This window comes from Pseudarthrobacter naphthalenicus (genome assembly GCF_029076445.1).
Taxonomy (GTDB): domain Bacteria; phylum Actinomycetota; class Actinomycetes; order Actinomycetales; family Micrococcaceae; genus Arthrobacter; species Arthrobacter naphthalenicus.
Genome location: NZ_JARESG010000023.1, coordinates 1 through 19,042, shown reverse-complemented (window position 1 = coordinate 19,042; position 19,042 = coordinate 1). Strand labels below are relative to the sequence as shown.

Below are 19,042 nucleotides of genomic sequence, written 5' to 3'. Positions count from 1 at the left end.
GGTCCTGCAGACATTTATACAGATGCGAGGCGCGCCGACGACCGTGGAGAAGGAACGGGCGAAGCGCGGTCCTGCTCTCCACTTCGCACCGCGGTCCACGGTGAGCTGGGTCAAACGCCTGAGCTCGTTCGGCCCACCGTATGAGCCCGTAAGTTCCGAGACGGCCCGGGCAGGCTGTACGTCCAGGCCCAGCACTTCACGGTCGACTGGTTGCCGGGCGCCCGCATGCGCTGTGCTCAGAGGACCTGTCTTCCCTAGGATCAGTGCATATCCGATTCGAACTATTCGAGCTTCTGAACAATGGGGTAGGACCGGTCAGATCAAAGTTGCGTCGATCGGCCCCGTAAGCAGATGGAAACTTGAAACCCGAAACCTGGTTAGTGTGCCGAGTTCACGTCCAGTAAGAGAACACCCCAACCTGACGTCAGGCAGCAAGGAAAAGAGCGTCAGGTTAGGGTCCTGAAGTGAGTTCCCGCATGGGTCCCCTCCGCAGTCTTAGATCCAAATCTGACAACAGCCACAAATAGAAACTTGTTGAAGTGGTCAGTTTCAGAGGTGCTTTTGATGTCACCTGGGAGTCAGCAGGAGTGACTCCAGCGCTCTAAGTGAGAGCTAACGGTTGGCGCCCCTTTTGCCAATGCAGTCCGGTAATCGAGAGCCTTATCGCGTTGCAGTCTCCCAAGTACAACCACTGAATGCACTCCTATTCGCTGTGCAGTCGACTCAATCCACCCCCTACGAACGGCCGTCGGCGGGACTGGGAGGCCCCCCGGTATCTGCCATTCACCTGCCTTTTCGTCGGCAGCTAGCTCGGCCGGCTCAGTCGAAGAGTCTTCGTCAATCACGAGACGCTCGGGCGTCACATGTCCCAGGAGGACATGCGCCACTTCGTGGAGAAGCGTGAATAGAACTACATCTAGTCGCTTACCTCTTCCCGACAATGCAATTACTGGCTTCTCAGCGTTTTCGTCCAAAAGGAAGGACGCGCCGTTCAGCTTGCTTCCAGGGAACGCTTCGACATAGACAAGACGCACTCCTACAGCAGCAAATTCAGCAGGGAGCTTCGAAAAGTTTTCCGGATTTGCTACCAAGCGCGAGAGGCGCTCCGCTAGTTCCGTGAGGCCCACTGGGTCGTAGCTACTAACCTGAAGATCCTGCGCACGCTTGCGGGCGCACGCGAGCCATGCTTTTTGGGTTGGTGTTGGTTCTTCATCCTGATTGGAGCGTCGGGCTGCGGCCAGAAACCGCGGTGTGTCTTCAATGTGTTCGATTTGGAACAGCTTGATCAGCTCGTCTTTTTGCTCTGTCAGTGACTGGCCAGTCAGGATTCCTCTTTTGAGAAGTAGCGATACTGGAGCCAATTCGTTCATCCTGGCCCGCAGCTTGACCTCGTCTAAGTCCTTGCGGGTTGCCTCATTCCGGGACTGGCTCCAGAGGAGATATGAATTCTGCAGGTTCAGCCAGTACTCCGGACCAGTACCAAGAGCTGCGCCGATCTGAGCTGCAGATTCACGAGTTATTTCCTTCTTCCCGGCGATTATCTCCGAAACGAACTGCGCCGGGCGCCCAAGGATCTGTGCAAAGTCGCTCTGGGACCAATGACGTGCTTCAAGCTCCTCGGTTAGAAAATCCCCGGGAGGGAAAGCTTCAGCGAGCTCGGGGGCCATGGAAATCAGTCCTTCAGTGGTAGTCAACGGCTTCAATGACGATGGCTATGCGCCCGCCATCCTGAGTTTGGAACCGCAGAATAAGCCTGTATTGGGTATCGATCCGGATCGACCACGTCCCAACACGGTTACCTTTTAGCTTCTCAAGGTGGAGGGACTTCAGCGCTCTCAAATCCTGATCTGTGACCGCCGCGTGCAGCTGCTGGATTCGTCGTCGGTATGCCCGGGTGACGTTTGGAGCCCAACGTGATGTGCGATGGTCTGGCTCGTAGGCGAGTTTCCGGAGATCCTCATCCTCGTAGTCCACCTGCATTCTGTAAGCCGTCCTTCACCCCTGATGTGAACAACACGCTACAGGAAATGCTCAACCTCGTATGAAAACTATACCGCAGAACTCGCAACCTGTCTTCACCCTTGCACCGAAAGGCCGAGACGATTACAGTGGAAGCGTCGGCAGCTCCGATACAAAAAAGGGCGGACCCGTTCCAGCGGGCCCGCCCAGCAACTCGAGGTCAGGACCGCAAGTTCCATGGTTAGTGGTACTAGCGATTCTAACGGAGCCACAGGCGCCCCCGAATGGGCGCCCTCCCCCTCGGATGAGTGTTCTGAGGAGGACACCATGGCACGATCAGTTAGCCGCAGCGCGCGAACCGGACGTTTTGTAACCAAAGCGACTGCCGCCAGATCTCCCCGGACGACAACCACTGAACGGGTTGGTGCCGGGACCGGAAATAGCCGAAGTGTTAATCGTTCGGCATCAACGGGACGGTTCGTCACTGATGCGACAGTTCGGCGTAACCCCGGCGGGACCATAACGCAGCAGGTCTGATCTCCCTCAGCAAGGAGATCAGGGTAACGCGGGAACACGTAGAGGCAGTCAAATAACTAGGAGTAATCCATGGCGGTAAGAATTACCCACGTGCGCGTTGAAGGATTCCCAGAGGATCATCAACACATCACGAGCTACAAGTGGGTCAATGACGCGGATAACGGCAGCGGAACCAGCACGAAGCCTGCAATGGTCGAATTTATCGATGTAAAGAAGGGCCGGGCGTACGTAGGATCTGGCTCCTCAAGAGTGGAGGTCGGCGTAGTTCGGCCCCAATCTGCAGCTCCGTATCTTCGGACCTATGCTGATCAGCAATGGACTAACAACCTTCTGTCGTTGCCCAGATTCTAAGGTTCATTGGCAGCCAACACCCCTGGGGAAACTCCCTGGGGGTCTTGGCGTTGGAGTGACACTGAGCTCGCTGCCCACAGCCGGGGACAATCCTGATGGGTTATCCACCGCTACTGCTGCTGAGGGAGCTTTCCCGATGGCTCCCGATTTCCAGCCGTGGATAAACCCGGATTGACCCCAGCTATGGACAGCGCGTGGTCACCTTGGCGTTGGCTGACAGTACACGGTCTAAAACAGCCCTGGGGGTGCTTCCTCGCAGGGTAGAGGGGCAAGTTTGGCCCGGTGGCCGTCGTCCGGGGTGCAGCCCTTGAAGGGCCCATCAGTGGAGAGCAGGACGGACATGTGGTGGTCTGCGTGATCCCTCCACCACACGCTCATGCCTGTGGTGCCGTCCCGGCGCAGGAATTCCCATGCTCGCCAGAGCGCTTCGAGGCGGCTGATCGCTTCGGCGTGCTTCCACCACTGCGGGCACCAGGTCACGCCGCCCTGGACATTGAGTTGCCGGCGGTAGCTGGTGGCCAGCTTGTTGCTGACGAACTCGGCCACATTCGGGTAGAACAATGCCGGGGCGTCCGCGTCCTCCTCGGCTGCTTCCGTGGGGGCTGCGGTGTCCTCCAGTTCGTCGTCCCACTCCCCCAGGCCCTCACTCATGAGTGGCACCCGCGGAGATCCACCGGTTCCCGGCCGCGGCCGCCGGCTTGTTCGCTGGGTCATGTGCGTTGATGGAGGCACGCACCGCGTCAGCCTGCGATCCGCTCATCCAGGGCACCGTCTCCAGCAATGCCGCCGGGGCGCCGGAGGCGAACATTATGGCCCGGCCGCGCGGGAACGCGGCCAAGTCCGCCACATCCAGGGTGCGTTCTTTACGGTCGTCGTCGTGGCTGTAGGAGGTGCCTTGTTTGGAGCGGCTTCTGGTCATGTTGGAGTACCGGTACTCCCCCACGAGCTGCGCGAGCTCGTTCAGGAATTCGGCTTCGGCGACACCGCCGCCGTAGACCTTGATGTTGGAGGCGCTCCAGAGCTTGCGCATCCCGTCCCGGCCCCACACTTCAACACCCTGGGACCAGGACTGGAGGATGGTCATCAGGACGATGCCGCGTGAACCGTAGTGGCTGTAGAGGTTCGGCAGCTCGCGCCACCGGCAGACGTTTGCTGCTTCGTCCAGAACGCCGACCATGGGTGTGGCCAGCCTGCCGCCGGGCGAGTGGACGGCGAGTTCTTCGGCGGCCTCGACCGTGGCCACGGTCAGTGCCGTCACCAGCGGGCCGGCGGTGCCTTTGCCTTCCTTGGACAGGCTGTACAGGGTCCCCTTGGACCGGACGAACTCTGCTGGATCGAACTGGGGCCGCTGGTCGTCGTCGCCCTGGGGTGTCACCCATCGGGCGACTTGCCGGTTGGTGAGGCAGGAGGCCATTTGCAGCGCCGTGCCGTACACGCCGCCGCGTTGCTTCTCGGGAGCGTTGATGACACCGCCGACGGCGTTGGAAGTCTGCAGGAACCCGTGGGCTTTGAGGATGTCCACTGCTTCGTCGTCGGAGGGACGGGTCAGCCAGGTGTGGACCTGCGTGATCGGCAGGCCGTCGAGGGCCGCGGCGAGCAGGAGCCCGGCAAGGAGATCCTGGCCCGCGGGATCAAAGTAGGCGTCCGTCTTGGCATCCGGGCCGCGGGAACCGGCCGCGAAGTGGTCTGCCAGGCGTGCAGCCTTCACTTCGTCCGTGACATAGGACAGGGGGTTCCACCACCAAGTGGGTTCCTCGAGGGCGACGGACTGCGGGTCGAAGACCCAGACCGGGCCCTCGGCGGCACGGACATCGCGGGTTCCGTCGACGATGTCCCGCTTGTTCGAGGTCACCAAAGCGGCGCCCGGGGTGGCAAGGATCGCCGGGATCGCCCTTGACGTGGTCTTGCCCGTCCGGGGTCCCCAGATGTCGATGTGCATGTCTTCCCAGGATCCGTAGACCATCTGCCCGCCCAGAACCGTCTTGCCGACCGGGACGCCCGGTGAGCCCTTCACTCCCAGACGTTCGGCGGTGGCCGTAGCCCCGCGCAGGCTCAGGGCCCGCAGGTCCCGGCCCTTGGCCATGTGCTGGGCCGCGGCGTCCACACGAGAACGCTTGGACCGTTTCCGCAGCACCGCACGGACCACCAGAACGGCCACAACGATGATGAGGACGCCGAAGCCGATCAGTACCCAGGTCGCGGCCGCGGGCCACGTGACCTTCTGCGAGAGCAGGCCGAAGGCCAGTTCAAACGGGTTTGCCGGCAGTTTCTGGCCGTCATTAGACAGGAGCGACCCGAGGTGCACGGCACCGGCCACCGAGCCGACACCGAGCACCACGGTGGTGATGAAGACCCAGAGCAGGATGGTCTCGGTATCCATCCGGGAGCGTTTGCCGCTGCTTGGTGCACCCATCAGTTCTCCCCTTCCGCGCTCCGAAGTTTCGTCCAGCGCTTGTTTGTATCGTGGAGCGATTTTTCGACGCTGGTTAGCTTCAAGGCCACGGGGATTCCGGGGCGGCCGCCGACTTTGAAGAGGAATTTGCCCAGGCCCGGGCGGACGCGTTTGCGGGATCCGCCGACGTCGGTCCATGAGCCGGGGTCTGCCCATGAGATGAGGCGGGCTTGTTCGGCACGGGAGAGGGTGACGGCTTTGTTGAGTTTTTCCATTTCGGCTCCGGGCAGCGCGCCGCAGACGACCATGCCGGAGCGTTCGACGAATCCGCGCGCTTTCATCCGTTCGGATTCGGTGGGCAGGGCTTCGAGGTCGCTCATGGTGTGCGTGATCATGGCCTGCCCGACGCCTTCGGTCCGGTTCAGACGGGTCAGCGAGTCAACCCGGTCGACCATGCCTTCACCGGAGCGCAGGGCCCGCCAGAGTTCGTCCATGACGACAAAGTAGTTCCGCCGCGGTTCCAGGCCGGCGTCTGCCAGGGTGTGGGCGACCTGGACGGTGGCGAACCCGGTTGACCAGCACGCCAGCAGGCAGGCCGCTTGGATGTCGCGCTGCGTGTCGGAGATTCCTGAGAGGTCGAAAACCACGGGTTTGGTCAGGTCCATCGGCTGGTCGGTGGGCTGGGAGAACATGTCCGAGAACCGGCCTGAGCCGTCGAGGGAGTACAGCGATTGGCGCAGCTGGTCGGTAGCGTCGAGGTAGCGGCTCATGTCGCCGCGGTCGAGGGCGATGGCGCGCAGCTCGTCGGGGGCGTCTTTGATGACCTCGATCAGGTCCCCGATCAGGGGAACACGGTCCAGGCGCTCGTCCAGGATGTGCAGGGCCCGGTCAATCAGGGATTCCTCGTGGGCGCTGGGTTTGGCGTTGCGCACGATGGTGATCAGCGCCGTGATCATGTTCAGGCGCCGGTTGTGCGAGTCGGCCATCAGCTGTTCGGCCAGCTTCTCTGCCTTCACTGCTGCAGCGAGCAGCGGCGCGGCCGCGGCCTGGTCGCCATCTGGATCGTTCAGGGTCCGGTTCGCGTTGGCCCGGTGTTCCGCGGCCGAGGCGAGCAGCCTGACGGCGGCGCCGGTGGCTTCACCGGGGTCCAGGACGTTCAGGTGGCCGCGCCCGGGGCCCAGACTGATGACCTGCCCGCCGAGAGCTTCGATCAGGTCAACGTAGTCCGGCTTCAGGTCACCGAGGATCAACGGGTTGATGCTCCGGCCTGCCAGGCCTAGGACGATGTGCCGGACCAGGGTGGATTTGCCGTAGTGCGGCAGGCCAAGGACGAACATGGAGGGGTTGTTGATCATGCCGTGCATGAACCAGCTGATGGGATCGGCGCTGAAGGGTGCTCCGGTGTCGGTGTGAACGCCGATGGGGACTCCCAGGATCGGGGTTCCGGACCCGCCCACGAACGGCCAGAGACCGCAGACCTGGACGGAGGTTCCGCGCCATTCGTCGGCTGCAGTGACGTAGACGGCTTCGCCCTGTCCGCGGCCGCGCCAGCCCCGAAGGCCCGGGCGGCGGGTGACCGCTGTGGCGAGCTTCGTGGTTGGGGCCTGTGTGCGCTGGTGTTTGGTCAAGTTGGCGAACATCACATGGCCTCGCGGATCTCTTCGGGAACCTTCAGGTGCTTGGGCAGGACCAGTCCCAGTGGCAGGGACGCGGCGAAGGCAGAATCCTGTGAGCCGTAAGCGCGCCGTAACAACAGGCGCGCCGACGGACCGAGGTTGCCTTCCACGACGGCCACGGCGTCCTCAAGGTCACGGGAGGACAGCACCGTAGCCGTGACGACCATGCCGAAGTTGACCAGCCCGGCACCCTTGGCTTCCTCCGCTGCGGTGGCCTGCGCCGCGCGGGCGTCGACCAGGGCGCGGGCTGTGGGCCGGTTGGTGGAGGAGGCCCGGGTCAGGGCGCTGGTTTGGTCTGACTCCACGATGGCGGCTGCGCGGCCTGCTTCGATCGGCCGGTACAGCAAGGTGACCCGCTTGCGGGCAATCTCCCCGTGCGGTGCGACCAAGCGGGCCAGAGCCGAGGCCAGGATGTGTCCGCGGGGTGCGCCCGTCATGGTCCAGGACACCGAGTGCCCGGAATCGTGGCGGTAGCCGTCCCAGCCCGCTTGGTGGGCGGACGGTCCAACGTCGCCCCAGTCCAGGTCCACAGGTGTGCCCTGGTAGTGGGCTTCGTCAATGAGCCGTGCCGCTGCAGGGTCGTACGCGACCCGCACGACCTCACACAGTTCCTGGGCATTCAACGGTGCACACGCCCCGGCGCCGGTGGATTCCAGCCGCTCGGTCAGGCTGGGAAGCCGCGAAGCGAGATCCCGAGCGATCTCTTCGGCGGTGCGCCGCTTGCCGCCGGCCCGGGCAGCGGCACTGAACGTCAGCGCGACCCAAGCACGGATCGTGGCCGAACCCTGCGGGTAAGTCGCCAGGGCCTCCCGGAGCATGGCCTTGGCAATGTCAGGGGCGTCATCATGGATGTTCGATTCAACTTCCCGCCGCAGCCGCGCCCCGGAATCGGGCGCGGTTTCGACCGTGACCGATGCGGCGACGACGGCTGGCTCGTTCGACAACGAGGCCAGCCATCCGCCCCAGTTCGCCACCCAAGCATCAATCTGTTCGGGATCAACCAGAGACGCCCCGTCGGGCTGGGTGCCAAAGACAACGGTGTAGTGGGCGGTGGAGGGAAGGTGGATCAGTGCAAAGGGGCGGCCATAGGAATCGGTGAACTCGTAAAGCTTGGAACCGGCGGAGATCCCAGGCAGCTGGAACTCGCCCCAGGGCGTCAGTCCCAGCGGACCGGAGCGATAGATATTGGCCTTCCTGCGCCGCGCCGAGCGGAACGCCAACCGGGCGAAGGCCCGCTCCCCCACGGACTTGTTGTGCTTGTCGGTCACAGAGACGACGGCCAAAGCCACCCCAAGAATGAACAGGGCAACGAGCCCGGCGAACCAGCCGCCGACAAAGAGACAAATCACCGTGATGATGAGGCCAACAAACAAACCGGCTGTTGCCAGCCCACCCAGGGTGCCAATGCCCGCTTTGCGCGGACGCCGCCAGTTGCCGTAGGTCGGTTCCCTGTATGTGTTCTCGATTGCAGCCATCTCAGGCACCCCCCGTGGATTCTTCGCTCATGTCTTTGATGGCCCCGGAAGCGGCCTGGCCTGCTTCAGCGCCCTTCTGTGCTGCCAGTACGGCGACACCGGCGGCGCCTCCGGCCGCAGCGCCACCGCTGGCGGTCGCTCCGCTGCCTGAGGCAGTACTACCGGCACCGGGAGATGTTCCCGCGCCAGTGGCCCCACGCTGGATGCCGGTCTTGCCTGCCGTGCCGGACGTTCCTGCCGTTCCCTGGCTGCCAGTGCCGGAGGGGCCCTGCGATCCAGGGCCTTGGCTCGAGGTGCTGTTGGTTGTCGTCGAGCTGGTGGATGATCCGCCGCCTCGCCCGGCGCTGCCCATGCTGATCGCGCCGGACGCCAGTGCGCCGACCGCTCCCGCAGCCAGAGCTCCACCGCCGCCAGCGACAGCACCAACCATCGGGGTGACGAACCGCATGAGGGCCGGCATGGCGAACAGGGCAATGATCATCAGAGCCAGCCCGGTGACCGTTGCCAGGAGCGCGGAGCCGAAGTCCTTGCCGTCACCAACGTTCCCGAAGATCTTGCTGCCGCTGAGCTGGAAGGCGGTCGCGTAAATAATGGCGGCCGCGGGCTTGTAGAGAATGAAGGCGATCAGCCATGCCGTGCACTTCTGGAACCACCCCTTGCCAGCTTCGGTGTTGGTGAAAGCTGCAGCCGTAGGGAAGATCCCCGTCAGGATGACGAGCAGGCCACCGCGGATGATCATGAGCACGATCTGCATGACGGAGGCCAGAATCGCGACCAGCCCTAGGAGAATGATCATGATCGACCCGAGCGGGCTGGTGGCCGAAAGCGCCAACAAGGCTGTGATGTTCTCGTTGAACGAGGTGCCGTTCGTGGAGTTAGTGATGATCCAAGCCGAGAACTGATCAGCGGCAACCGTCAGCAGTCCCACTGCTGCGACACCAGCGCCGGAGACGACGATCAGGGTCGCCAGCGAACGCACCAGATCCCGCAACGGTGCACCCCTGCGCTCAATCGTCATCTTGGCGGCACCCACGAGGACGGACAGCACAGCCAAGGAAGCCGTCCAGAAATAGAGACTGTTCTGCAGAAACAACACCGGATCACTCGCAGTCGACCCACCCGGGGCTGCGGTTAGAGCGGGAGTTCCCACATTCACCCAAAACGTCCCAAGCGTCTTGACGACGTTTCCCACAGCGTCTGCGACTGCCTGAGCCATGTTCTTGACCGCGTCATTGGCACGATCATTCGCCCAGTCTGAAACGACGCATCCAACTTCCCACGGTTTGCAGGGCTGCCCGTTCTCGTTGGCCGGAAACAAAGTTAGACCCCCGCCCAACTAATGAAGCTGTTCAAATCAGAGAGCTGTCGTGCTTCTGCCATGCCAGTGGCGGGCAGAACCCATTTCCAATCGCCGCCTTGCCACTGCATTGCCACGGGCACTGACCCGACGCTGCCGTTTGCTGCTGTGAGGCCGTATTCAATGACGGCGCGGTCGCCGGTGTAGTCCACGACCTTGTAGCCCGCGATCTGAAACGGTGCCGTCGTCGGGGCGCTGGTCGGTGGCTCCGACAGCATCTTGTCTCGTTCCGGTCCCTCGACCACGAGATGCTGGGCCAACAGGTCGGGACGTCCAGAACTCCCGAGAACAATCATGTTTGCCCCGGCGTAGAGCGCCCCGGTGGGTGAGTGTGCAAAGCAGGAGCGGAGTCCATTGGTTTCGGTCTTGCCGGGGCCGAATTGCGTCGGCGATGTTGGTGCGGCGATCTTGCCGACCAATTCCCATTTGGTATCGGCGGGTGCGGCGGCCGGCTTGGCCTGGTCACCGGATGGCAGGCCGCACACGCTGGACGCCGACGCCGCGGTCGGTTGGCCGCTGCTGGTGCTTGTGTTGATGGTGCTCGGTTCAGGGGACGCCGTTTCCCCACCTCTGGGAACCAGGGCGAGGATGATCCCGAGCGCGACAATGATCGCCACGACAACGGCCGAGATGATGAACTTAGGTTTGGTCAGCGGATTCTGGTCTTCGTTCACTGTCGGTTCAGTCATGGCAAAGCTCCTTAGACCAGGGCGCCAACGACGCCGCCAGCGGAGGCTGCGAGGATGCAGCCGCCGAGGACCCATGCCAGCCGGCCGGCGTGCTCGCCGCCCTCGCCGCGTCGGTTGTTGATCATCATCGTTCCGGCTGTGATCAGGATGCCGGCCACGGCCAGGCCGAAGACGATCCAGGCGACCCACTTGAGGATCGTCAGCAACCCTTCAGCGCCGGGAGGGGCCTCGCCGGTGCCCGGGTTCGGTATCTCGGTGATGGCAAAGCTTGACCATTCGAGGGCCTTGGAGAACAACATTGGGTTTTCTTCTTTCTACTTGGCCGGGAGACCGGCAGTGGCAGCGACGGCGAGGCGTATCTGCTCGAGGACGGTGCGGGCTTCTTTGGGAAGTTCCTCGGTGGCGACGTCATGGCCGTAACGCCATCCGTCGACCCACGGGAAATGCCACAGGTGGGGCACTCCCCCACCGACGACGCGGGCGAAGTCGCGGATCTCTTTGGGGAGCCGTCCGGGAGCGTCAGCCATGACCATGAGGCCGGCGACGTGGATCCCGGGAAGTGAGCCCGAAGCCCATTCCGTTGCCGCCAGCCGTGCTGCGCGAAGGCCTGGGATATTGGACCGTGCAACGAGGACGATCACGGATCCGGCTGCCGTCAAGGGCCAGTGATGCTCGGCGGCTTTGGTGCTCTTGTCCAGGCGTGCAAGGGACGTTTCGCCCGCGCCGCCGTGGACGCCAAGCCACCAAAAATCCGGTTCCTTCCCCGCAGCGTTCCTTCGGGGAAGCCGGTCCGCGTGGTCCGGTTGCGGAACGCTCAGTTGCGGCCTCGTCGCCCCCGTTGGGATGAAAGGCGGCTCTTCCGGGAAGGCAAGAACGGGTTCGTCGATAGTTCCTGCGCCGAGCGTCACCCAGCGATTCTTTGAGACCGGCATTTCACATCCCCTACTAATGTCCGCAAAGATCGTATCGGTACCATCCGACACGAAAGGCCAAAGGTGACCGCAAACAACAGCTTTAGTACCTTTCAGTCACGTCTAGTACATCACAGTACCAATTTGTGGTCTACGATGGCTCTATGCGGTGGGACGGACTGAGCGTGGACCCCAAGTACCTGGAAGCACTCTTCGCCAAGTACCCGGAGCGTCTCACGCCTCAGGACCTCGAAGAGATCTTCGGGTTGTCCCGAAACACCGTCTACCGCTGGCTCCAAACCGGAGTGATTCCTGCTTACCAAGTCGAGAAGACATGGTTGATCGCCAGAGATCAAGTCAAGGACTGGGTCTGGGAGAACCGGAACACGCTCAGGAAGGGCCAGACACCAGAAGCGAACGACGAGGACCAGCCCTAGGGCGAAGCAGCTGACGAGCAGATGTGAGGGGGACACATGCAAACACGAACGAGCGCGCCTGCGCTGGTCGCCGGCGCCGTCCTTGCACCCGTCGGCTTGGTTCTGTCCATCATCCTGTTCGGCGGGGGCTCCCAGGCCGCGGCCGACGTCTGTTCACCGACCGGGTCCAGCGTCAGCGTTGATGCAAGCCAGCTGCCCAAGGTCGCTGTCGCCGGCTACGAAGGAGAACAGCTGAAAAACGCTGCCCTGATCATCAACGCAGGCAAAGCCCTCGGCCTGTCGGCCCGGGGGCAGACGATCGGTGTCATGACGGCCATGGGCGAATCCGGGCTCCGGGTCCTGGACTACGGCGACGGCCCGGGCCCTGACTCCCGGGGATTGTTCCAGCAGCGCGACAACGGTGCGTGGGGGTCCTACCCGGACCGCATGAACCCTACGACTTCAGCCACAAAGTTCTTTACCGCCCTGCAGAAGGTCAGCGGGTGGGAACAGCTCGAACCCACCACGGTCGCGCACCGGGTCCAGCGCAACGCCGACCCGTTCCACTACCAGTCCTACTGGGCGGCGGCCGTCGAGGTCGTCGCCGCCCTGGCCGACGTAAAGATCACCGATGCCGGCGGGGAAAGCTCCTGCGGCATCCCCGGCCATTCCGGCAAGGACGATGACCTGCCGTGGCGCACGGCCAAGATCTACGAGCCCTCCCCGCTGGGCATGTACAACCGCGAATGCGTGGACTTCGCCCTCTGGCGTGTCAACCAGCAACTGGGCAGCACCACCGCCCCCTACAAGGTCCTGAACGGCACCTTCCGGCCTGACGGTGCGGTGCTCGGCTCTGCCCTTACCTGGAAAGACGGCTGGGATGCCAAGGGCTGGCCCACCGGTGGAACACCCCGTGTCGGCGCTGTCGTTTGGTACTCCCCCGGCACCGGGGGCGCCGACGGCACCTACGGCCACGTCGCCGTCGTCAAAGCCGTCAATCGTGACGGCAGCTTCGTGGAAGAGGGCTACAACGGCAACCCTGCCCCGAATGACCACACCTATTACACCCGCACCGTAGAGAACAGCACTCCCAGCGCCTTTCTCTACCTGCCCGGCAGCGACTCACTGGAGGAACCATGAAACGCGCCCTGACAGCCCTCGCGGCCCTGCTCGTGTGCACGGCCTGCGCGCCGGTATCCAGCTCAACACCCGCGGAACCATCGCCCAGTGCTTCCGCCGCCACCTCCGCCACGCTCAGCGCGGGCGGCAAGCCCCAAGCTCCCGGTGGCACAGCACCGGCTACCCTGGGCATCGCCTGGGACGAGGCAAGCAAAACAGCCGCGCTGGACACCGCGACCAAGGCCATGACGCTCTATGCCCGACCAGCAGTCACCGACAAGGTCTGGATCCAGGAACTCGGCCAGCTCCTGACCCCCCAAGCAACCGCCGATTACCAATACGTTGACCCGGCCAACATCCCGGTCACCAGGATCACCGGAGCGGGCCAGCTCAGGATCGAAGAGAGCAACGGTTTTGGCTGCCATGTCGTCTTTCCCACCGATGCCGGCGACTACGACGTGCAGCTGCTCCGCAGCGCAGCCGACAAACCCTGGCAGGTCAACCGTTTCACACCCCCGAACGGCACAAAGTAAGGACAGATGATGGAAACACAAGCACTCGACTTCCCCAAGATCAACGCCGTTCTACGCAGCAACGGAACCGGCGAAGTCACCATCAACGGAACCTCCCACGCTATCGAGGCCGCCGACGAAGCCGCCGTCCTTAGCGATGCATTACGAATCATCACCGAAACCGCGGCTCAGCTCGGCCGACCCGTCCGCGTCAGCACCACCGACCCGGACGGGCAGGGCCTCATCATCGTCTCCCCCGAAGGCGTCGTCAGCGAGGCCGCACCGATCAAGCCCACCCCGCGGCGGGAGCAGGACCCTCTGCCGGACACAGCAGCCCCTTCGCCCGAGACGGCCAAGGCCACGACCAAGGCCGCGCCGGCTCCCACGCCAGCTTCGGTCCCCGATGCCTCTCCGGCCGAAGAAGTACCGGCACAAGCTGTCGACGCTGCGCCGGTGACCTTCGGTGCAGCCGTCACGCCCGCGGCCGCCCAGGGGCCCGCACCGGCCGCCAAAGCAGCCGCTGCGGAGCCTGCCACCCGGCGCAGCCTCAAAGACACCTCATTCCTCATCAGCGCGCCCGTGCTCCAGCCGGCCACGCGCGGCTGGCGCGGCGTTCTCAGCCGCCTGGGCTTCCGGATGGACCCCTCACCCGAAGAGTTGGCCGAACGCGAAGACATCCGCACAGTGAGCCAGCACTGGCCCGGCCCCCGCACCGTCGCTGTCGTCAACCGCAAAGGCGGAGCGAACAAAACCCCCACCGTCGTCATGCTTTCGGCAATCCTGGCCCGCTACAGCGGCGCGGCGACCGTGGCGTGGGATAACAACGAATCACAGGGCACGCTCGGCTGGCGCACCGAAAAGGGCGGCCATAACATCAGCGTCCTGGATCTCATCGACTCATCAAAGGCGCTGCTCTCCCCCAGCGCCCAAGCAGCCGAGATCGCCCAGTTCGTCCACCACCAGACGTCCGACAAGTTCGACGTCCTGCGCTCAGACGAGAACGAGGAGGGCGACCATGAAGTGACCGCAGAGGAGGTGGATATCGCCCACCAGGTACTCACCCGCTACTACCGGCTCATCGTCATGGACTCCGGAAACACGGCCCGCGCGGCCAACTGGCGGCGAATGATCCACCACACCAATCAGCTCGTGGTCCCCGTGACAGCCATCGAAGACCGCGCCGAGGCCGCGCGCCTGACCCTCCAAACGCTGGAATCCCGCGGCGGACACGATGCCGAGCTGGCCCGCAACGCCGTCGTCATCGTGTCCGAGTCCACCGACGCCAAACGCAGCATGAGCGGCGATGCGCTCAAGCGCGCCAAGGATGAAGCCCGGCGGATCGCAGACGGCTTCGCCCCCCATGTACGAGCCGTAGTCCGAATCCCCTACGACCCCGCCCTGGTCAACGGCCCCATCCGCTACGACGCCCTCCAACCCGCCACCCAACGCGCGTGGCTCGCCGCAGCCGCCGCGGTGGCCAAAGGCTTCTGACCTCGTCTAATGGAAACGACACGCCGAACGGGCCGCGCAGTTAACGGTACCGGTACCTATAGGCTCGGGCTTATGAGTACAGCCATCCACAGACGCGTACGGGGTACAGGGGCCGGCAACGTCGTCCTCAAAGTTGACGTTGCTGCCGATGCTAAAGCTCTGGTGGAACGTCTTGCCACCCACATGGGGCTCTCCAAAGGACAGGCAGCCGAACGCCTCCTGATGAGCATCCGGCTGGATGCTCGCGGGTTGCCTATTTGGCCTGACATAGACGACCACCAGGAACAAGGAGCCCTGCCTATCGATAAGGCTTCCTAACGGAAGAAGGCCCCTCCTAAAAGGAGGGACCTTCCTAATCCTTCGCTCAGATCCCTCATCCGCCAAGATCCGGATCCGAGCTGTTACAACACCCACGCTGTGGGTGCCATTTGTGTTACCTCGAAAGGAACTACTGTCCTTATGGTACCGGAACCGGTATTGACGTCAACGCATGCCCTTGTGAGTGTCGCTCCACGTCCCAAGCCGGAAGATGCATGGGGTCTTGCTCCGCTGATTGCTGGCGCGCCTTCGTACCGGTTGGGGCGGTGGATTGGGCAGAGGTTTCAATATCCTCGGCCGAAAAATGCGCCGAAGATCACTCCGTCTTTGCCGGGACATCCTGCTGCTGTAATGGTGCACGGCACGGATGGCCGAGTCTCCACGCTGTGCTTGGACTTTGATACCTCGAAGGCGCTGAAGGGCGTGGTGGACTCGGACGCGGTCCGGGTGGGCCAATTGTTGTCGGCGTGCGGCATGAGGTTCGTGGAGGATTTCTCCCCCAGCGGTGGACGACACCTGTACGTGCCGCTGCACGACCGGATGGACGCAGCCGAGGCCCGGGAGCTGGTCGAAGCGCTAGCCCTTATGGCCACCAGTCTTGACCCGAGCCCCCACCAGAACATCACAGACGGGTGCATCCGTGTCCCAGGAACGATCCACAAGTCCGGTGGCCACCAAACCCTCATCACTCCCCTGTCCCAGGCGTACGACATCCTGCGCCGCCGCAACCCAGCACGGGGCTTAGTGCAGCTGCGTACGGCGTTGGCGCCGGAACTGGCCCGCAAACGCGCACTCAAGGCCCGCGAAGCGAAGACCGTAGCCGCTCAACGGACCGGCGGGCTGCCGGCGCTCTCACTGAGATCCAGTAGTGAGACCCCGCTGCGACGGGTCGCACGAACCGGTTTGTACGACACGGCTAAGTACAAGGGCCCGTCCGAGGCCCGAATGGCCGTGCTGAACCACTTCAGTGCCTGTGGCTGGTCCCTGCAGCACGTAGAAAACGAACTCGTCGGCCAGTTCCCGGGCCTAGCTGCCCTCTACGGATCTGCAGAACGCCAGGCAAGGCTCCTTCCGTACGAGTGGGCCAAAGCCCAGGCCTTCACCGGTGCAGCTTCGAGCGCCCGAAAACCGCTCCCCCGTAATCTCGGGGAAAGGAGTGCACTTATTAACAACACAAGCGCCACTTTAACCACCGGGGGGGCAAGCAAACCCAGCAGTGCTGCCGTACACCAACTCGTGAACGACTTGGAAAATGTTCTGTACGCAGTCCTTGACCACAGACTCCAAAAACGCGGTCGAGAAGGCCTCAGCCTCCGTCTACTGATCCGCGGATTGTTGGGATACATGCGGGCTAGAGAAACAGACATCCTGGATGTCGGTTGCCGCACTCTTGCTGTCGCGATGGGGAAACACCACGTCACCATCGCCAGGCTGCTGCCCGTCTTGGTTCAAGCTTCTGATGGGATCCTCACTAAGATCGCCGACGCACGTCAGAAGGCGGCCGATGTTTACCTCATTCAACTCCCTGAGCACTACCAACAACTTGCACGGGAACTAACGTGGCGGAAAGGAAAAATTCATGCCGTCCGCCCCGTGTTTCGGGCCCTGGGAGACGTGGCTGCCCTTGCCTATGAGGCAATTGAACGTGGGCGCCACTCCCCCACCACCGCGGAAGTGGCCCGCAACAGTGGTGTCAGCCGCAACGCCTGCTCGGCCGCATTGGCTGAGATGGAGACACTCGGCATGATCCAGCGCCACGGTAGAACGTGGAAAACCACTTCAGTGAACCTCCGCATGCTCGCCGCCAGGCTCGGAGTGCTCGACGACTACCTTGACCACATCCGGCGGAATCGTCACGAACGCGCGATCTGGCATGCCTACCTCGATAGGTTCAAGACACTCCAGCTTGCGATCGATGAGGTCGATTTGTTTGATTCTGAAAGGGATGAGTATTGGCTACCCCCGGATGATGCGGCAGTGTGGCGAATAGATCAGCCCGCATAGGTCTCTGGTGCAGTTGATTTCGCTGGCAGCTACCAAAATGCTAGTGAATCGGTAGTGCCTTAGTAGCGTTTCGCTAGCACAGCGTTTCGAGTTGGTCCCACATCCCTGCTGAGCGTGGGTGACGATTGCGTGGAGCTTATGCTCGCGTCCAGCAGTTTGAGGTTGATCCTCAGCCACGGTCGTGTAGTAGTTCGATAGCACTTTGAAACTGCTCCGATAATTTGGGCTGTGCATTGGTACGCCGCCCACGTACTGATACTACTTTCATAGTGCTATCGAATAAGTAGTGTTTCGCTAGCAAACTTGCTCCTTTGGCAGTCATCAGCTGCCCCTCAGTTTCACAATCACTATCAAATCAATAGTGATTCAATAGCAATTTAGTAGCGAGCAGTATTCCATATGACGCGCATGACTCCAGTCAGGGAGGTGAGTACTTGGGCTTGCTGGCGGCCTGGTCCCTCAGCGCCCATCGCTATCAATCGGATAGTGATGTGATAGCAATTGAAACTGCTATCACCCTATCCGAGGATCTTCTCTCGATCCGGCCCATTTGCTACTGCTTTCATAGTGCTATCAAACAGGTAGCGTGTCGCTAGCCTTTTGCTATCAACCTCGGCATTAGGTTGGAGGCATGATCATTGTTGTGGGTAGCGAAAAGGGCGGCGTCGGCAAGTCCACGGTTGTAACCAACCTTGCTGTTGAGCTGGCGAAGCGGGGGATGCGCATAGCGGTCGTGGACGGCGACCGGCAGCGGTCCACTGCTCGTTGGGCAGTAGACCGCGAAGAGGCCGGGCATGAACCTCGCATCTTTGTAGTGGAGAAACTTGGGAGCCTGCACGAGACGCTGCGTGAACTGGATACGAGCTATGACGTTGTCCTTGTCGATGTGGCAGGGAAGGACAGCAAGGAGATGCGCACAGCCATGACTGCGGCCCATCAGTTGTTGATCCTGACGCAATCGAGTCAATTTGATCTCGATACACTCGCGACTGTCGATAGGTTGATTGAAACTGCCCGTGACTTCAATCCCTCCCTTCGAGTCAGAGGGGCTCTTACACGGGTATCAACCAACGCGTTCGAATCTGAAAGTGGCGACGCCAGGGATTATCTTTCCGACTATCCGAGTATCGAACCACTGCGAACCGTTCTGTATGAGCGCAAGGCTTATCGAGACGTGGTGGGGGAGGGGCTCGGAGTTGTTGAGTGGAAGAACCCTAAGGCGGCGAGGGAAATCCGTGGGCTGGTAGAGGAGTTGATGGGGTAGTGGCAATCAAGAAGCGGTCCGCGTCCGAGAAAGCTAGGGACGAGGCTATCGAGGCGTTTGGCAATGCCGCTGAACCACTACTGACCTCGCCGGCTGTCAGCGCTGAGCGCGGAATTCCAGCCAGGCCCAGTGTCACGCCCACACTTAGTGATTCGAGGGACAAGGGGACTGCCAGAACGATGTTGCTTCGTTTTGACGAGGACCGTGAACTCATGGACTTACTTGCGGACGTGGCGAAGCTCGAAGGCCGAAAGAAGCATCCGATGGCATTGCGCGCTCTTAGGATCGGTCTCGAGCAGGTCCGCGACAGTTACGAGTAAGTAAGCCACCTGGATCTATGAAGTTGCTATCAAGTTGATAGCAACTTCATAGCAGTCACAGGATAGTTGGCCTGCGGTATCAAGCGCGTATTGGAGCGCATCCAGAAGGCGCGTCAAAAACGACCGATATCTTTAGCCCTTCAGCTGCTGTCTGTCATGTAGCCCACGGGGGTTTGGGGCTCTGGTTGCTTCGTTGTGGATGGGTTAGCGTCTTGTCCGTCCACGAGGCAGCTGACGGGAGCGGCGATGCG

The 19,042-nt window shown here is 62.3% G+C and carries 19 protein-coding genes; 9 read left to right on the top strand and 10 right to left on the bottom strand.

The genetic code is table 11. The annotated features are described in order from the left end of the window. Positions 1–578: 578 nt before the first annotated feature. Entirely contained in the window at positions 579–1,667 is a 1,089-nt protein-coding gene (locus PY310_RS18030; protein WP_214865491.1) for a HigA family addiction module antitoxin, read from the bottom strand. Between the two features lie 13 nt (positions 1,668–1,680). Next, a complete protein-coding gene (locus PY310_RS18025) occupies positions 1,681–1,980 on the bottom strand; it encodes a type II toxin-antitoxin system RelE/ParE family toxin (protein WP_275215843.1) in 300 nt (99 codons plus the stop codon). A 585-nt stretch (positions 1,981–2,565) separates the two neighbouring features. Between PY310_RS18025 and PY310_RS18020 the strand changes: the two genes are divergently transcribed. After that, complete coding sequence (locus tag PY310_RS18020) at positions 2,566–2,847, top strand: DUF3892 domain-containing protein (RefSeq protein WP_275215842.1); 282 nt, start codon at positions 2,566–2,568, stop codon at positions 2,845–2,847. 228 nt (positions 2,848–3,075) lie between these two features. Here PY310_RS18020 and PY310_RS18015 read toward each other — a convergent pair whose 3' ends face one another. The 8 genes from PY310_RS18015 to PY310_RS17980 are packed head-to-tail and all read right to left on the bottom strand — an operon-like array spanning position 3,076 to position 11,344. Then, on the bottom strand, positions 3,076–3,498 hold the full coding sequence (locus PY310_RS18015) for a DUF4913 domain-containing protein (protein WP_275215841.1): 423 nt from the start codon (positions 3,496–3,498) through the stop codon (positions 3,076–3,078). Beyond that, positions 3,491–5,260 (bottom strand): type IV secretory system conjugative DNA transfer family protein, encoded by a 1,770-nt coding sequence (locus PY310_RS18010; RefSeq protein ID WP_275215839.1) that lies wholly within the window; start codon positions 5,258–5,260, stop codon positions 3,491–3,493. The genes PY310_RS18015 and PY310_RS18010 overlap by 8 nt, the downstream gene beginning before the upstream one ends. After that, positions 5,260–6,879: an ATP/GTP-binding protein gene (locus PY310_RS18005; protein ID WP_275215838.1), complete on the bottom strand. Its 1,620-nt coding sequence runs from the start codon at positions 6,877–6,879 to the stop codon at positions 5,260–5,262. Before PY310_RS18005 ends, PY310_RS18010 begins: the two co-directional genes overlap by 1 nt. Further along, positions 6,879–8,390 carry an SCO6880 family protein gene (locus tag PY310_RS18000; RefSeq protein ID WP_275215837.1) on the bottom strand — a complete coding sequence of 504 codons (1,512 nt, stop codon included), beginning with the start codon at positions 8,388–8,390 and terminating at the stop codon, positions 6,879–6,881. The genes PY310_RS18005 and PY310_RS18000 overlap by 1 nt, the downstream gene beginning before the upstream one ends. A 1-nt stretch (position 8,391) precedes the next feature. Beyond that, complete coding sequence (locus PY310_RS17995; RefSeq protein WP_472925635.1) at positions 8,392–9,708, bottom strand: TrbL/VirB6 family protein; 1,317 nt, start codon at positions 9,706–9,708, stop codon at positions 8,392–8,394. Positions 9,709–9,710: 2 nt separating this feature from the next. Beyond that, entirely contained in the window at positions 9,711–10,436 is a 726-nt protein-coding gene (locus PY310_RS17990; RefSeq protein ID WP_264963375.1) for a DUF8175 domain-containg protein, read from the bottom strand. An 11-nt stretch (positions 10,437–10,447) separates the two neighbouring features. Continuing rightward, positions 10,448–10,735: a hypothetical protein gene (locus PY310_RS17985; protein WP_264963376.1), complete on the bottom strand. Its 288-nt coding sequence runs from the start codon at positions 10,733–10,735 to the stop codon at positions 10,448–10,450. Positions 10,736–10,750: 15 nt separating this feature from the next. Then, the gene (locus PY310_RS17980; protein WP_275215834.1) at positions 10,751–11,344 is read right to left on the bottom strand and encodes a DUF6668 family protein; all 594 of its coding nucleotides are present in this window, start codon (positions 11,342–11,344) and stop codon (positions 10,751–10,753) included. A gap of 167 nt (positions 11,345–11,511) precedes the next feature. Here PY310_RS17980 and PY310_RS17975 point away from each other — a divergent pair, with 167 nt between their 5' ends. The 8 genes from PY310_RS17975 (at position 11,512) to PY310_RS17940 (ending at position 18,791) form a co-directional block, all read left to right on the top strand. Next, positions 11,512–11,784 carry a helix-turn-helix domain-containing protein gene (locus tag PY310_RS17975; protein ID WP_275215833.1) on the top strand — a complete coding sequence of 91 codons (273 nt, stop codon included), beginning with the start codon at positions 11,512–11,514 and terminating at the stop codon, positions 11,782–11,784. Between the two features lie 36 nt (positions 11,785–11,820). Then, positions 11,821–12,903 (top strand): CHAP domain-containing protein, encoded by a 1,083-nt coding sequence (locus PY310_RS17970; protein WP_275215832.1) that lies wholly within the window; start codon positions 11,821–11,823, stop codon positions 12,901–12,903. Further along, the gene (locus PY310_RS17965) at positions 12,900–13,415 is read left to right on the top strand and encodes a hypothetical protein (protein WP_275215831.1); all 516 of its coding nucleotides are present in this window, start codon (positions 12,900–12,902) and stop codon (positions 13,413–13,415) included. The genes PY310_RS17970 and PY310_RS17965 overlap by 4 nt, the downstream gene beginning before the upstream one ends. A 6-nt stretch (positions 13,416–13,421) precedes the next feature. Continuing rightward, positions 13,422–14,885 carry a MinD/ParA family ATP-binding protein gene (locus tag PY310_RS17960; RefSeq protein WP_275215830.1) on the top strand — a complete coding sequence of 488 codons (1,464 nt, stop codon included), beginning with the start codon at positions 13,422–13,424 and terminating at the stop codon, positions 14,883–14,885. A gap of 72 nt (positions 14,886–14,957) precedes the next feature. Further along, complete coding sequence (locus tag PY310_RS17955) at positions 14,958–15,203, top strand: hypothetical protein (RefSeq protein WP_264963381.1); 246 nt, start codon at positions 14,958–14,960, stop codon at positions 15,201–15,203. Positions 15,204–15,593: 390 nt separating this feature from the next. Beyond that, entirely contained in the window at positions 15,594–17,207 is a 1,614-nt protein-coding gene (locus PY310_RS17950; protein ID WP_275215828.1) for a hypothetical protein, read from the top strand. 631 nt (positions 17,208–17,838) lie between these two features. Continuing rightward, positions 17,839–18,471 carry an AAA family ATPase gene (locus PY310_RS17945; protein WP_015062035.1) on the top strand — a complete coding sequence of 211 codons (633 nt, stop codon included), beginning with the start codon at positions 17,839–17,841 and terminating at the stop codon, positions 18,469–18,471. Beyond that, positions 18,471–18,791, top strand: a complete 321-nt coding sequence (locus tag PY310_RS17940) for a hypothetical protein (RefSeq protein ID WP_015062076.1) — start codon at positions 18,471–18,473, stop codon at positions 18,789–18,791. Before PY310_RS17945 ends, PY310_RS17940 begins: the two co-directional genes overlap by 1 nt. Positions 18,792–19,042 lie beyond the last annotated feature (251 nt).

Excerpts from the sequence above, each read along its gene's own strand:
- PY310_RS18015 (WP_275215841.1), bottom strand. The coding sequence starts at position 3,498 with ATGAGTGAGGGCCTGGGGGAGTGGGACGACGAACTGGAGGACACCGCA.
- PY310_RS17945 (WP_015062035.1), top strand. The coding sequence starts at position 17,839 with ATGATCATTGTTGTGGGTAGCGAAAAGGGCGGCGTCGGCAAGTCCACG.
- PY310_RS17990 (WP_264963375.1), bottom strand. The coding sequence starts at position 10,436 with ATGACTGAACCGACAGTGAACGAAGACCAGAATCCGCTGACCAAACCT.
- PY310_RS17970 (WP_275215832.1), top strand. The coding sequence starts at position 11,821 with ATGCAAACACGAACGAGCGCGCCTGCGCTGGTCGCCGGCGCCGTCCTT.
- PY310_RS18020 (WP_275215842.1), top strand. The coding sequence starts at position 2,566 with ATGGCGGTAAGAATTACCCACGTGCGCGTTGAAGGATTCCCAGAGGAT.
- PY310_RS17975 (WP_275215833.1), top strand. The coding sequence starts at position 11,512 with ATGCGGTGGGACGGACTGAGCGTGGACCCCAAGTACCTGGAAGCACTC.
- PY310_RS18000 (WP_275215837.1), bottom strand. The coding sequence starts at position 8,390 with ATGGCTGCAATCGAGAACACATACAGGGAACCGACCTACGGCAACTGG.
- PY310_RS18005 (WP_275215838.1), bottom strand. The coding sequence starts at position 6,879 with ATGTTCGCCAACTTGACCAAACACCAGCGCACACAGGCCCCAACCACG.
- PY310_RS18010 (WP_275215839.1), bottom strand. The coding sequence starts at position 5,260 with ATGGGTGCACCAAGCAGCGGCAAACGCTCCCGGATGGATACCGAGACC.
- PY310_RS18025 (WP_275215843.1), bottom strand. The coding sequence starts at position 1,980 with ATGCAGGTGGACTACGAGGATGAGGATCTCCGGAAACTCGCCTACGAG.
- PY310_RS17985 (WP_264963376.1), bottom strand. The coding sequence starts at position 10,735 with ATGTTGTTCTCCAAGGCCCTCGAATGGTCAAGCTTTGCCATCACCGAG.
- PY310_RS18030 (WP_214865491.1), bottom strand. The coding sequence starts at position 1,667 with ATGGCCCCCGAGCTCGCTGAAGCTTTCCCTCCCGGGGATTTTCTAACC.
- PY310_RS17960 (WP_275215830.1), top strand. The coding sequence starts at position 13,422 with ATGATGGAAACACAAGCACTCGACTTCCCCAAGATCAACGCCGTTCTA.
- PY310_RS17955 (WP_264963381.1), top strand. The coding sequence starts at position 14,958 with ATGAGTACAGCCATCCACAGACGCGTACGGGGTACAGGGGCCGGCAAC.
- PY310_RS17965 (WP_275215831.1), top strand. The coding sequence starts at position 12,900 with ATGAAACGCGCCCTGACAGCCCTCGCGGCCCTGCTCGTGTGCACGGCC.